Origin of the sequence: Anabaena sp. FACHB-83, from assembly GCF_014697485.1 — a bacterium.
Taxonomy (GTDB): domain Bacteria; phylum Cyanobacteriota; class Cyanobacteriia; order Cyanobacteriales; family Nostocaceae; genus Nostoc_B.
In genome coordinates, this window is the sequence record NZ_JACJRY010000003.1 from 301,122 (window position 1) to 314,273 (window position 13,152).

Annotated in this window: 11 protein-coding genes; 4 read left to right on the forward strand and 7 right to left on the reverse strand. The window is 42.3% G+C overall.

Annotated elements, in window-relative coordinates; all coding sequences use genetic code 11:
- Positions 1-136: 136 nt before the first annotated feature.
- A complete protein-coding gene (locus tag H6G79_RS05460; RefSeq protein ID WP_190591584.1) occupies positions 137-490 on the forward strand; it encodes a hypothetical protein in 354 nt (117 codons plus the stop codon).
- A 227-nt stretch (positions 491-717) separates the two neighbouring features.
- Complete coding sequence (locus tag H6G79_RS05465) at positions 718-1,668, forward strand: class I SAM-dependent methyltransferase (protein WP_190591585.1); 951 nt, start codon at positions 718-720, stop codon at positions 1,666-1,668.
- Positions 1,669-1,862: 194 nt separating this feature from the next.
- On the opposite strand, the gene folE is transcribed toward H6G79_RS05465, so the two are convergent.
- From folE to H6G79_RS05490, 5 genes are all read right to left on the reverse strand, one after another.
- Complete coding sequence (gene folE / locus H6G79_RS05470) at positions 1,863-2,516, reverse strand: GTP cyclohydrolase I FolE (protein WP_190591586.1); 654 nt, start codon at positions 2,514-2,516, stop codon at positions 1,863-1,865.
- A gap of 254 nt (positions 2,517-2,770) precedes the next feature.
- Positions 2,771-3,811 (reverse strand): GTP-binding protein, encoded by a 1,041-nt coding sequence (locus H6G79_RS05475; protein ID WP_190591587.1) that lies wholly within the window; start codon positions 3,809-3,811, stop codon positions 2,771-2,773.
- Positions 3,812-3,934: 123 nt separating this feature from the next.
- Positions 3,935-5,167: an FAD/NAD(P)-binding domain-containing protein gene (locus tag H6G79_RS05480; protein WP_190591588.1), complete on the reverse strand. Its 1,233-nt coding sequence runs from the start codon at positions 5,165-5,167 to the stop codon at positions 3,935-3,937.
- A 29-nt stretch (positions 5,168-5,196) separates the two neighbouring features.
- On the reverse strand, positions 5,197-6,198 hold the full coding sequence (gene hemB / locus H6G79_RS05485; RefSeq protein ID WP_190591589.1) for a porphobilinogen synthase: 1,002 nt from the start codon (positions 6,196-6,198) through the stop codon (positions 5,197-5,199).
- Between the two features lie 192 nt (positions 6,199-6,390).
- Positions 6,391-7,932, reverse strand: a complete 1,542-nt coding sequence (locus tag H6G79_RS05490) for an FAD-dependent oxidoreductase (protein WP_190591590.1) — start codon at positions 7,930-7,932, stop codon at positions 6,391-6,393.
- Between the two features lie 211 nt (positions 7,933-8,143).
- Here H6G79_RS05490 and H6G79_RS05495 point away from each other — a divergent pair, with 211 nt between their 5' ends.
- Positions 8,144-9,313 carry a serine/threonine-protein kinase gene (locus tag H6G79_RS05495; RefSeq protein WP_190591591.1) on the forward strand — a complete coding sequence of 390 codons (1,170 nt, stop codon included), beginning with the start codon at positions 8,144-8,146 and terminating at the stop codon, positions 9,311-9,313.
- A 107-nt stretch (positions 9,314-9,420) separates the two neighbouring features.
- Here H6G79_RS05495 and H6G79_RS05500 read toward each other — a convergent pair whose 3' ends face one another.
- Positions 9,421-9,630, reverse strand: coding sequence for a hypothetical protein (locus H6G79_RS05500; protein ID WP_190591592.1), 210 nt, complete (start codon positions 9,628-9,630; stop codon positions 9,421-9,423).
- A gap of 186 nt (positions 9,631-9,816) precedes the next feature.
- The gene (gene nifH, locus H6G79_RS05505) at positions 9,817-10,707 is read right to left on the reverse strand and encodes a nitrogenase iron protein (RefSeq protein WP_190591593.1); all 891 of its coding nucleotides are present in this window, start codon (positions 10,705-10,707) and stop codon (positions 9,817-9,819) included.
- A 1,505-nt stretch (positions 10,708-12,212) separates the two neighbouring features.
- Between nifH and H6G79_RS05510 the strand changes: the two genes are divergently transcribed.
- The gene (locus H6G79_RS05510; RefSeq protein ID WP_190591594.1) at positions 12,213-12,950 is read left to right on the forward strand and encodes a dienelactone hydrolase family protein; all 738 of its coding nucleotides are present in this window, start codon (positions 12,213-12,215) and stop codon (positions 12,948-12,950) included.
- Positions 12,951-13,152 lie beyond the last annotated feature (202 nt).

Consider the following 13,152-nt stretch of genomic DNA (forward strand, 5'->3'; position numbering starts at 1 on the left):
TAATAAATAAGGAGGTTTATTTCCTCAGATATAAGCTAAAAATTCTCTTTTTTTAGAGATGATATTAGACGCTTTTCAAGCATAATTTTCACCAGATAAATCTCCTTGTAAGTAGTAAATTATTGGGATGAACTCAATGAAATATACTTTCGATATTGTCGGTGTATCGCCCGTTTTGCAGTTTTTCAACCATCAACAACAGAGTATGGAAAAACCACAGTATGCAGGTGTGGAATACTTAGGCACACACATCTGCACACTCGATGCGTTTATAGCAACAGTTGAACCTGTACCCGCAAAATGGGGCTGGGATGTAGACCAAGTAGTAGACACAGTAGTTAAGTTTTGGGTAAATCATTCCGAAAGTATTCAATATTGGAAAGCACGTTTAAGTGATGCAGGACAAAATAATTTAGTTGTAGCCAGACTTGCAGATATTAGGGCTTTGCAAGCAGAATTTGAAACGCTCCTAGATAAAAATGGTTATTAGCTGATTCTCAAGGTAAATATTAAGTAGGGTGTGTTACGGCTATGTAAGGATTTCGGAACTTAGGAAAGTGATAGTTAGCCGTAACGCACCCTACCGACTGAGGTTAAATGACACAAGCGCCTTAAATTGGGGAAGTTAAAAGCAAGAATAGAAAAAACAATGCTTTTGAAAGCAGCAATCAAACTTAAAATAGGTATAGGCAATTATCGCTTCATTTCCTCAAAGTGATGAAAAATAAAGTCAAACCTGATTGGGCTGGTGAAAGCATACTCTCCAAGTTCGTTAATCTGCTAATCCAGACCAAACCTATTTACAATGTGATGAAATACCAAGCTCGGCAAGTATTAATCACAACAGCAGAAAAGAATGGGATTCCCTGGCGCAAAAACTCTGAAGCTTTACAAGGGCTGATGACAAAACAATTGCTAGGGGCAGTTACTAACCCAGAAATTGTGTATCCAGAATATTACAAAGTACCATTCCATGCTTACGCTGAGGGTAATCTTTGTTGGGAAGCGGCTTTTGAAGCGGAGTCAGCTACCTATGCTATGTCTTTGCGTGTTTGGCCGCAAGAAAACCTGACTTGGGAAGCGGCTCACGCCAGACTCAGAGGAACTTTTCATGATGTTTTGGCAGCTTACGGCCCTTTGGAGGTGAGGGAAATTTTGGACATTGGCTGCTCGATAGGTTTATCTACGATGGCGCTGCACCGTTACTATCAACAGAAACAAGAGCAGCCAATTCGGACTGTGGGTTTAGATTTGTCGCCCTATATGCTGGCTGTGGCGAAGGCTAGGGATGTCAATAATGAGGTTTCCCAATGGGTTCATGCTAAGGCCGAGAATACAGGCTTACCAGATAATTCCTTTGATTTGGTGACACTTCAGTTTGTGTGTCATGAATTGCCAAGCTACGCCAGCAAAGAAATTTTCGCGGAGGCTAAACGACTACTCAAACCGGGTGGTTACATTGCCTTGGTAGATAATAACCCGCGATCGCCTGTAATTCAAAATCTCCCTCCTGCTCTGTATACTTTAATGAAAAGTACTGAACCTTGGAGTGATGATTATTACGGTTTCGACATTCCAGCAGCCTTAGAGGAAGCAGGTTTTTCACCCACAATTGAAGTTGCTAGTGACCCCCGCCACCGGACAATTATCGGGAAAAAGCCTGCATAATTGCTGAGTGCTGATTTGATAAAAAATGTAGAGACAAAAAATTTTCTGTCTCTACATCACAACAAAACGTCTACTACAAATGAAACTTATACCAATTTAAGAAAAGAATGCGACAAATAGAAATCAGGCAAGTCTTACTGGAGCTAGATTTCTTAGTTGCGTTAGCGAGGAACGAGCGTCATTGCGAATTGGTATTAGGAGTGAAAATTAACATTGTGTCGCACTAAATTCATAAACTCCTCACGAGTGCGTGCATCATCCGCAAACACACCGCGCATTGCACTTGTCACAGTCCAAGAACCGGGTTTTTGTACACCACGCATCACCATACACATGTGAGTGGCTTCGACTACAACCGCCACCCCTTGCGGTTTGAGTAAACCTTGTAACGCATCCGCAATTTGTAAAGTCAGACGTTCTTGGACTTGTAAACGGCGTGCATACATTTCACAAATACGCGCAATTTTTGATAATCCAATCACCTTACCATTGGGAATGTAGGCAACGTGCGCTCGACCGATAATCGGTAAAATGTGATGTTCGCAAGAACTGAAAATATCAATATCCCGAATTAATACCATTTCATTGGCATCTTCAGTAAAAACTGCTCCATTTAGCAGTTCATCTAGAGATTCATTATACCCTTTGGTGAGAAATTTCAATGCTTTTACAACACGCTTGGGAGTATCTATTAACCCTTCGCGGTCGGGGTTTTCTCCTAATCCAATTAGCAATGTACGTACAGCCTGCACCATTTCTGCTTCTGTAACAGTTGGCAATTGCTGAGTAGGTAAAGATGACACTACTTGAGTAGTACAAGTAGTATCGGGACGAATCGATAGAGTCATTGTTATTGGTTTAATTGGGATAAATTTATCAATTAGTTAATAGTTTCGTAGCTAGATATAACTATTAACTAATTTTGATAAGTAGGTGGACACAATTATTTAGAAGACGCATTTCGACTTCTCCCCAAGGGAGACGCTACGCGAACGCTCAATGCTCGTTAGGCTTACTAACAGAGGGTTGAGTGTAGTCGAAACTCGTTAATCTCAAGTTAATTTTAATTGAGTCTTTCTACTTAATAACTTAACAATATTAACTATAGCAAACATTTGTGAAGTTGTGTATAGATTTGGTTGCTATCCAACTTTCTACCGATAAACACTAGCTGATTTTTGGGTGTGTTTCTCCATTCATCAGCGTGTAAGTTGTAACGTGGCCCACTCAGTTGAAAAATATGGCGTAACTCGCTATCGCTAAACCACAAAATGCCTTTAGCACGAAATACGTTTTCTGGCATTTCTTCTGTGAGAAAGTTTTCAAATTTATTTACATCAAAAGGGCGATCGCTCTCAAAAGCAATAGAGACGAATCCATCATTTTCTAGATGATGAGAGTGATGTCCGTGATGGTGATGGTGATGATCATGGTCGTGATCATGATGTTCGTGGTGGTCATGGTGTTCATGTTCATGATCATCAATATATTCATGTTTAGGTGTTAAACCAACACCTAAAATCAACGGTAGTGGAACTTCACCAAATTTACTGTGTATAATTCTCGCACCATCTTTGACATCATGAATAAATTCTTCTACCTCTCGAATTTTTTCAGTAGTCGCTAGGTCAGTTTTATTCAGGAGAATCATATCACCATAAGTAATTTGTTTTAAAGCTGCTTCACTATCAAAGTGTTGCGGATTAAAAGCCTCGGCATCCACGACTGTGACAATGGAATCAAGGTTAGTTAAATCTCTGAGTTCTGTTCCCAAAAAAGTTAAGATAATTGGTAATGGATCAGCCACACCAGTCGTCTCAATTACCAGATAATCAATGCGGTCTTCTCTTTCTAACACACGATAAACAGCATCAACTAAACCATCATTGATAGTGCAGCATATACAACCATTACTTAACTCGACCATATCTTGGTCTAAAGAAACTAATAGTTGGCTATCGATATTAATATCGCCAAATTCATTAACTAAAACGGCAACTTTTAAATCATGTTTATTTTTGAGAATTTGATTGAGGAGTGTAGTTTTACCACTACCCAAAAATCCTGTAATAATTGTTACGGGCATTCCTTGTTTGGGAATATCAAAACTAGGATTGGTATTTGGTGCTGTTAGTTGGGTCATAATCGTCAGCGTTAAAAACGAGTTTCTACTGAGTCCAAAAAATGACTTAATTAAGTCATAATGATAATCGTTATCATATTAGCTCAAAAGCTGTCTAAATTGCCAAGGCTTAACGGCATTGCTTTAACTGGCTTTGGCTATACTCAGGCTGGGAGAAAAGGAGACACTTGGTTTGACAATGGCTGGAACAATTTTTTCGCAAGCCATTCTTGCACCTGATAAATTTCTGGCTGTTGGGCCTATTTGTAAAGCAGCGAGACCACCCATAATAAATAACTCACAGCCAGGCCAACGCAGACTAGTATCTAACACTGGCAAACCTTTGATGACGGGAGTTGGATAAGCTGCGAGGATATCTGTTAATAGGGGTTCAGTGGTGACATCAAATTTAGTCCCAGTGGAAAGCCAAATGTAATCAAACTCATGCTGGCTATGATCACTACATTCGACACGCCAATTTTCGCCTAACCATTCAGCTTTGATCACCTGACATTGTTCGTCAATTCTGATTTTACCAGTCCGCACTTGTCGCCGTAGTTGAGTTGCGATCGCGGGTGTCATTGAACCACCGTTTCTGGCTTGCTGAATCATCGTCCAGCGTTTTTCCCAATTTGATTGAGCAAAAAAATCTTTGAGATACTTTGGCCCCAACCATCCTGGTTCAGCATCAAACAACTTCTCTGCTAAATTTCGCCGAATCAGCAAATGCACCTTTGCACCGCGAAAAATTGCACCGATAGCCAAATGTCCACTTGTCAAACCACCACCGACAATCAAAACTTTCTTACCAGTCAAGTGTGATTTGCGTAAATCAATATTTTGTGAGTGGCAAAGTTTGTCTGGTGGGTAAGTTGTGGGGATTTCCTTAACCCAATTTGGTAATTGAATTTGAAAACCACCAGTAGCCAAGACAACCCGCCGAGCAATTACCTCTTGTCCATCTTGCAAATCAAGGCGAAATTTGGGACGTAAATTATCAACTAAAGGTGTAATACCCTTGACGGCCAGAGGAATTACTTGCTCTTGCAATTGCCAAACTTGAATCACATCTTGGCAAAAATCCTCAAATAACTTTGTCCCTGGTAAATCGTAGGGGGGAAATAATTCTTGAGGACGAGATTCAGCAAACTTGCGTAAAGCAAACGGGTTGGGGTCGGGATGATGGACGGCGGGAGAACGCAAATGGGGAATTTCTAAAGCGGCAAATTGCTGCTTCCAACCACTCAACCACATCCCACTAGGGTCAAGTACCGAAAATTTCCCCCTAATTGACTGCCGTTTTTGCAATAGATGAGTAGTTAAGGTGAGAGCATGAGGCCCTGCACCAACAATAGCCAAGTCAATGTTGTTAGTCATGGGACACTTTACACTTTACACTTCAAACTTCACACTTCATACTTCTTGATCAACGCTACGTCTTTGGCGAAGTAGGTCAAAATTAAATCTGCACCTGCACGTTTCATGCTGGTCAAGGTTTCTAAAATTACTTTTTTTTCATCTATCCAACCCATTTGAGCGGCGGCTTTAATCATGGCGTACTCACCACTGACGTTGTAGGCTGCTACTGGTAATTGGGTGGCTATGCGAATTTGTTGAATAATATCTAGATAGGCGAGGGCAGGTTTAACCATGACAATATCTGCACCTTCGGCAATGTCTAGTTCTACTTCTTTGATGGCTTCTCTAGCGTTGGCTGCATCCATTTGATAGGTCTTTTTATCACCAAATTTCGGGGCAGAATCTAACGCATCTCGAAAGGGGCCATAGTAGGCTGAGGCGTATTTAGCGGAGTATGCCAAAATCCCGACATTGATGTAACCTTCTGCATCTAACGCCTGACGAATTGCTCCAATTCTTCCATCCATCATGTCAGAAGGAGCAACAAAATCTGCTCCGGCGGCGGCTTGAGAAAGTGCCATTTTCACTAACACTTCTACCGTTGGGTCATTTAAAATTGTGCCTCGTTCATCAACTAAGCCATCGTGACCATGTGTAGTGAAGGGGTCAAGGGCGACATCGGTGATGACAACAATATCGGGAACAACTTGTTTAATGGCTTTGACTGTTTCTTGTACTAATCCTTCTGGGTTGTAGCTTTCTGTACCTGTGTCGTCTTTTTTATGTTCGGGGATGACGGGGAAAAGTGCGATCGCATTTATGCCCAAACTAGATACTTCGGCGATTTCTTTGAGTAATAAATCCAGAGAGTATCGATAACATCCTGGCATAGAAGCAATTTCTACTTTCTGCCCTTCGCCTTCCATCACAAACATCGGATAAATCAAGTCATCCACACTCAGAGTTGTTTCCCTCACCATCTGGCGCAACTTTTCAGTCCGACGCAACCGCCGGGGACGTTGGAGGAGGTTTAATGGTTTGACGGACATAGGCTGAAGTTAAATTAAAATGATAATCATTATTATATAGCAGGAGGCAGAAGGCAGTGGTTCGGCTACTTCGGCTGCGCTCAGTACAAGTTCGCTCACCAACCAGGCAAGAGAAAAGTCTTAATATTCCTGGCATTCAAGCTTTCAAATTATCCTCACATCTCTGACTACCGCTATAAATTTATTGGTAAATTAAATACAACCAATATCCTTGAGCATTGCTAAATGCTGGCTGACGGGGGCGAGGGTATTGGCGACTATCATGCCACTGGCGGCGACGGCGGGCAAACCGATACCGGGGAATGTTGAGTCACCACAACACATCAAGCCGGATAGGGGTGTCAGAGAACTGGGGAATAAACCAACATCGGCGGAAATGGCTGGGCCATAAGAACCACGGTGACGGCGTAAAAAGCGTTCGTGAGTGAGGGGTGTACCAACCAATGTGATTTCGCAACGAGAGTGAATATCAGGAATGATGCGTTCTAGAGCTTGCCACATAATTTGAGAGCGCGATCGCTTTTGTTGTTCATACTCTGAACTTTTCCTGTCCATCCCTTCCCAAAGGCTATAGGGTTCATTCCCTGGAGTATAAACGTGAATCACATGCTTACCTGGAGGCGCAAGAGACGGGTCAATAACTGAGGGAATCGATACTAAAACCAGATTTTGCGGTGCAGTGATGCCTTTGTCCCAATCATTCACGATGATGTGGTGACAGGCTAAATTAGCTGGTAAACCTTGGGCATCAATACCTAAATGGAGGTGCATAAAACTATCACACTCTGGTGTTGATTGGCGTTGGCGGCAAAACTTGTCTGGCAAGGCTTCTGGCGGGACTAACTTCAGTGTGTCCCAAACCGAGGCATTAGAAACTACAGCCCGCCGCGCCCGAATTTCTTCACCGTTACGCAAAAGCACACCAATAGCCCGTTGATTTTTGACTAATACTTGTTCAATATGCGCCCCTAGTTTTAACTCACCGCCGTGTTTTTCCAACCCCTGCACCAAAGCATTCACTAAAGCACCACTCCCGCCAACTGGATAATCTAGCTGGACTCCTGGGCGATACCAGTCAGCAAACATAAACGCTACCTCTGCGGCGTTAGTTCCTGAAGCTGGTAGCCCAGAAAGGAGGAAACACAGCATATTCAGCCAATTGCGAATAAATGAGTCACTGACAACACCATCCATGATGCGAGAGAAAGACCCAGTTAATTTGAGGACATTGGCGGCGTGACGGGCTAAAGTAGGCGCAAAACGGCTGACGGTGATAGCTGCACCTATATCCAAACGTAACGCAGCCGGAGGCAGAGCGATCGCAGCCTGGGCTAGAGGAAGCATTACTTGTTGTAACTTTCGCCATTGAATGACCGCATCTTCCCCGCGTAGTCTGGCTAACACATCACAAAATTGTTCTGCCCCTACCGATGTGTCAAAATCACCCTCTGGTAAACAGCAACCCCAAGTATTGTAGTTAACGCAGGGAAGTTGTGAACCAATAGCGTCTAAGACTTGCCGCAAAGGGTTAGGTGAAGGGCTGTAGGATAATCCTGAATACAGAGATGGCCCAGAATCAAATTTATATCCTTGACGTTCAAAAGCGTGGGCTGCACCACCAGCAATGGTATGACTTTCGCAGACAATCACATCAAAGCCATATCTAGCCAACATCGCCGCACAACTTAAACCACCAATACCGCTACCGATAACGACAACATCTGTTTGTTTCACAACTTTTCCCACAACAAGAGCCAATCTTATTTGATTTATAGACTAATTGTGAAGTTAGGGAGTGGGGAATTGGGAGTTGGGAAATCTAAAATCCAAAATTTTCTGGCTGTTGGGTGGTTTTTGGTAAACATCTGCCCCCAAACTCTCTGTGTAATGTCTATCCTGGAATAGTAGGGGAATCACCTTAGCGTAAATTGCCAGCAGGTGTTTGATGCTGCAAATAGAACAGATAATACACCACCGTTATCAAATCCAAAAGCAACTCGGTAATAATGGCATTCGCCAAACTTGGCTGGCCAAAGATTTACAAGCTGCTGATGGAGAAGAATCATTAGTTGTGGTCAAACTTTTGGCTTTCGGCGGAACTGTCCAGTGGGATGATTTGAAGTTGTTTGAGAGAGAAGCACAGATTCTCAAACAACTCAAACATCCGCGCATTCCGCAATACATTGATTACTTTTGTGTTGATGACCGGACATTATGGTTTGGCTTAGTCCAAGAATATATTCCTGGTGACTCACTCAAAGAAAAACTGGCAGTTGGTAAACGCTGCACAGAAAAGCACGCCCGGAAAATTGCGACTGAGGTTTTAAAAATTCTGATATATCTGCATGAGTTGAATCCTGGTGTTTTGCATCGGGATATCAAGCCCAGTAATTTAATTTGGGGTGAAGATAATCAGATATATTTGGTAGATTTTGGTGCAGTCCAAGATAAAGCGGCTAAAGAAGGCGTGACTTTTACAGTGGTTGGGACTTATGGTTATGCGCCGATGGAACAATTTGGTGGTCGGGCTGTTCCGGCATCTGATTTGTATGCTTTGGGCGCATCGTTAATTCATTTATTAACGGGTATTCCTCCTGGTGATTTACCGCAACAAGATTTGCGGTTGCAATTTGCTGATAAAGTTAACGTCAGTCCTAGCTTTGTGCGCTGGTTACAAAAGATGACTGAACCTGCGCCGGAAAACCGCTTTAGTAATGCCCGCCAAGCAATTGAGACTTTAAAATCTAATCTGACTGTTAAACCTGTCAGCAAAAATATAATTAATAATTCTGGTTGTGGGATTAATTCTACAGAACCAGTACCAGAAGAGATTTTGGGATGGAATTGGGGGGCTTTTTTATTACCTTGGTTATGGTTATGGACTAATCAGGTATGGTGTGGCTTATTTTGTTTTGTACCGCAGATTGGCTGGTTTATGGCGATCGCAATGGGGGCAAAAGGCAATGAATGGGCTTGGAGAAGTAGACAATGGCGCAGTATTGAACATTTTAAAGAACATCAACGCGGTTGGGCGATCGCGGGAATCCTCGTCGGCGCACCCATAAGTTTAATTTTGTGGATTACTGCATTTCTCGCGTTGAAGTCAATATTTTAGCTGAAACAGCAGAAGCCTCTCGCTCACAGCTTTGCGGGAGCGATGAGATGAATGCGAGCGAGGTGAGGAGTGCAGGTTGACCGATGCCGCATTGCATTCGGCATCGGTCAACCTGCAAGGACGAAATGAGCAAACTCTTGTGGTAAACTTGAACCATCTTGAGCCTCACTGCCGCAAGCGAAAACCAAGCTAACAGGTACAGGTTGCCAGAAAAAGTTATGGGTCTTGGGAACCAGGACTCCTGCCCTTGGAGGGAATGTAAGACCAAAGGAACTACGGAGTTCTGGCGGCGATTCCCGATGAATTGGGAAGCCCACACTGTACCGTAGGTCAGTGTGTGGTAGTTCACGACTTACTAATTATTCAACGGAGTCCAATTAGCAGAAGGAACAAACGCTGCCCAATAGTAGCTGCAAAAAAGTAATCATGAAAAAAACCAGAACCCCGGTTTTGATAAAAACGAGGTTCTGGTTGCTTAGAAAGACTTGATGACTACATCAAAATTACTTGGTGCTTTCAGCCGCTGTACCAATCATTTTGGCAGCATTTTCTTCACTTTCGAGAATACCGAACTCAATCAACAATTCTTCTAATTCTTCCATTTCAATTGGGGTAGGAATTTTGAGATTTTCGTTGTTGATGATTTTGTTAGCCAAGGTGCGGTATTCGTTAGCTTGGTTGCTGTCGGGTGCGTACTCGTTCACTGTCATCCGGCGCAATTCAGCGTGTTGAACAATATTGTCACGGGGTACAAAGTGAATCATTTGGGTGTTCAACCGTTTTGCCAAGGTTTCGATGAGTTCGTGTTCCCGGTCTGTCTTACGGCTGTTACAAATCAAACCACCCAAACGCACACCACCGGAGTGAGCGTATTTCAAAATACCACGAGCGATGTTGTTTGCAGCGTACATCGCCATCATTTCACCTGATGTCACGATGTAGATTTCTTGTGCTTTGTTTTCGCGGATAGGCATTGCGAAACCACCACATACAACGTCGCCTAATACGTCATAAGATACGAAGTCAACGTCTTGGTAAGCACCATTTTCTTCTAAGAAGTTAATGGCGGTAATAATACCACGACCCGCGCAACCTACACCGGGTTCAGGGCCACCAGACTCTACGCACTTCACACCACGGAAACCGGTGAGCATGACTTCTTCGAGTTCTAAGTCTTCTACTGCACCACGTTCAGCAGCCAAGTGTAATACTGTAGTTTGTGCTTTAGAGTGCAGCATCAAACGGGTGGAGTCAGCTTTAGGGTCGCAACCTACAATCAGGATGCGTTGACCCATTTCTGCCATCGCTGCCAAGGTGTTTTGAGAAGTGGTAGATTTACCAATACCGCCTTTACCGTAGAAAGCGATTTGTCTGATTTTTTTGTCAATACTCATGGTTGGTGTTTTCCTGTGATGATTTTGATTGCCAATTTGAAAAGTCAATAGTGGTTAAAGGCTACATACTTGAGAATTTGTCTTTCAGGAATATTGCAAGTATTACCAAATGCAGATTCAGATAAATCTCAAGAGATGAAATTGGTATTTGTAGTCTGGCTGCTATTGGGTGTGTGCAGAAATTTCATCTCATGAAAAGCAAAGTTGCGAAAAGCTAGACATACATATTGCAGGTTGCTGTAATTAAATCCCCATCGGTTGCTCAAGCCTTAAGAATGGTGACAGTGGCAATAGACATTTCCCTAGGTTTTGATAAACCCAACCAACCAAAATTGCACTCCACTCTGAATGGCTATTATTTACAACTTTCCTGTTTTGGATGTGTCAACATTTCTCAAAACTTCTGCTGTTAGTTGCTGTTTTGGTATTGCTAACAAATATTGCTGAAAATTACTCAATTTGCTAGTAACTAATGCAGTAAAATCAATCTTTTATGACAAAGAGAGAGTTAATTTGGCTTGCATTATTTTCAGTAACCGTGCTAATTTCTTTTAGATTGCCAGCTTGTACTAAGAGTCTTTCTTCCCAGGCTCCTAGAGTAATTTTTTCTGGCTGATAATACTAGCTTGTATAGCCAATTATTACTAGTAATTATCTAAGCAAGTTATCACTGACTTCAAGTTTGTACTGAGGTTACAATCCTATTTATCTGGCTGATTTCTATCGTTAGCAAAAAGCGTCACGATATTGAAGTGGATTTACCAGAGCAAAAGGACTTTATTGAGGTAAACTCAATATTTTTCTTGAAGTCTTTTGCGTTCTTGCTTTTTGATTCCTATAGTCAGCTTAACACCGTTTGATTAATTTATTTATCAAAGTTTGAAGTATTTTTGCTTTTATTTGATGATGCTGAATAAATATTTTACTTAGATATGAGTGCTGTCATGAGATTGGTGAGATTATAAAGTTTTGGCTGACATTTTAATTTTTCTGGTTTGTTTAATTTGAACTTATTAGGACTTACGCAAAAAAACGAAAAAATAAGGTTTTATAACAGGGTGCAGGGGTATGAGGGTGTAAGGGTGTAAGTATCCACAACCCTTACACCCCATACCCTTTCATCCTCACACCCAATCCCCACAGAAAATTTTGATGCGTAAGTCCTGCTTATAACACAAGTCAGTTAGAAGTCTGAAAGTTACCTAAATAGAATTTAGGAGTCAGGAGTCAGAATTCAGAAGAAATTATGTACGACACTTCGCTAAACTTAGTGCATCGCCGGCGGATGAATAAGCAATTTTAATACCCCTGGCTCTTGTTCTGACTCCTGAATTCTGACTTCTGAATTCTTATGCAATGTATTTAGATATTTTGACAAGATGAGTTTTTTACCTAATTTTAAATGTATCTTTATTGCTGTTGTGATCCGTTCGCTCTACTATCCCGATATCATCACTTCATTCTGTAAAAGCTAATGAAAACAATTATGACTGGGAGCCAAACAAGTGCAAATCACTAAGCGCAATGTTGAGTTAAGGATAGATGACAGCTTAATGCGGGTGTATGTCGCCTCTCCCAAGCCAGCCGGAACTTATCCAGCCATTTTGTTTTACAGTGATATCTATCAATTAGGTAGTCCGATGATTCGCCTGGTTAACTACCTAGCCGGGTTTGGTTATGTTGTCGCCGCACCCGAAATTTTTCACCGCTTGGAAACCGTTGGTACAGTCATTGAACCGGATGATTTGGGGAGAATGCGGGGTAATGATGATGCACGCAGAACAGCGATCGCAGAGTATGATGCAGATTGTCGCGCTGTGATTGATTTTCTCAAAACCGACGCGGCGGTTAACCCCGATAAAATTGGCACTCTCGGCTTTTGCATCGGCGGACATTTATCTTTTCGCGCCGCCTTCCACAGTGAAATCAAAGCTGCGGTTTGCTGTTACCCGACTGGTATCCCCAGTGGCAAACTTGGTCAAGGCATAGCAGATACTATTCATAGAGTGAGTGAAATTAAAGGCGAATTACTGCTGATACTTGGTACTCTTGACCCTCACATTCCCGAAAGCGATCGCCATACATTAATTAAAGCAATTACAGATGCCAATATACCTCATCAAGTATTTTTATACGAAGCCGAACATACATTTATGCGCGATGATGGTTATCGCTACGATGCTGTTGCAGCTACCTCCGCTTGGTTAGAAATCACCACGTTCTTAGCCAAAATATTTCCTTAGAGATCATAGGGGTGTGGGAAGTGTGGGAAGTGTGGGAAGTGTGGGAAGTGTGGGGAGGGGGGAAAGATTTCATCATCCTCCGACTCCTCCCACCCCTCTCACACCCCTGGATTTCTCAACAAGAGAGAAATCCAGGTTTAATGAAGGGTGACTGCCCTCATTCAATCTCACACCGTCTATGTTATTGTTTCACCAGAAATAT

Bases quoted from the DNA above. Each gene is read 5' to 3' on its own strand.
- H6G79_RS05460 (WP_190591584.1), top strand. From the start codon at position 137: ATGAAATATACTTTCGATATTGTCGGTGTATCGCCCGTTTTGCAGTTT.
- H6G79_RS05465 (WP_190591585.1), top strand. From the start codon at position 718: ATGAAAAATAAAGTCAAACCTGATTGGGCTGGTGAAAGCATACTCTCC.
- folE (WP_190591586.1), bottom strand. From the start codon at position 2,516: ATGACTCTATCGATTCGTCCCGATACTACTTGTACTACTCAAGTAGTG.
- H6G79_RS05475 (WP_190591587.1), bottom strand. From the start codon at position 3,811: ATGACCCAACTAACAGCACCAAATACCAATCCTAGTTTTGATATTCCC.
- H6G79_RS05480 (WP_190591588.1), bottom strand. From the start codon at position 5,167: ATGACTAACAACATTGACTTGGCTATTGTTGGTGCAGGGCCTCATGCT.
- hemB (WP_190591589.1), bottom strand. From the start codon at position 6,198: ATGTCCGTCAAACCATTAAACCTCCTCCAACGTCCCCGGCGGTTGCGT.
- H6G79_RS05495 (WP_190591591.1), top strand. From the start codon at position 8,144: ATGCTGCAAATAGAACAGATAATACACCACCGTTATCAAATCCAAAAG.
- nifH (WP_190591593.1), bottom strand. From the start codon at position 10,707: ATGAGTATTGACAAAAAAATCAGACAAATCGCTTTCTACGGTAAAGGC.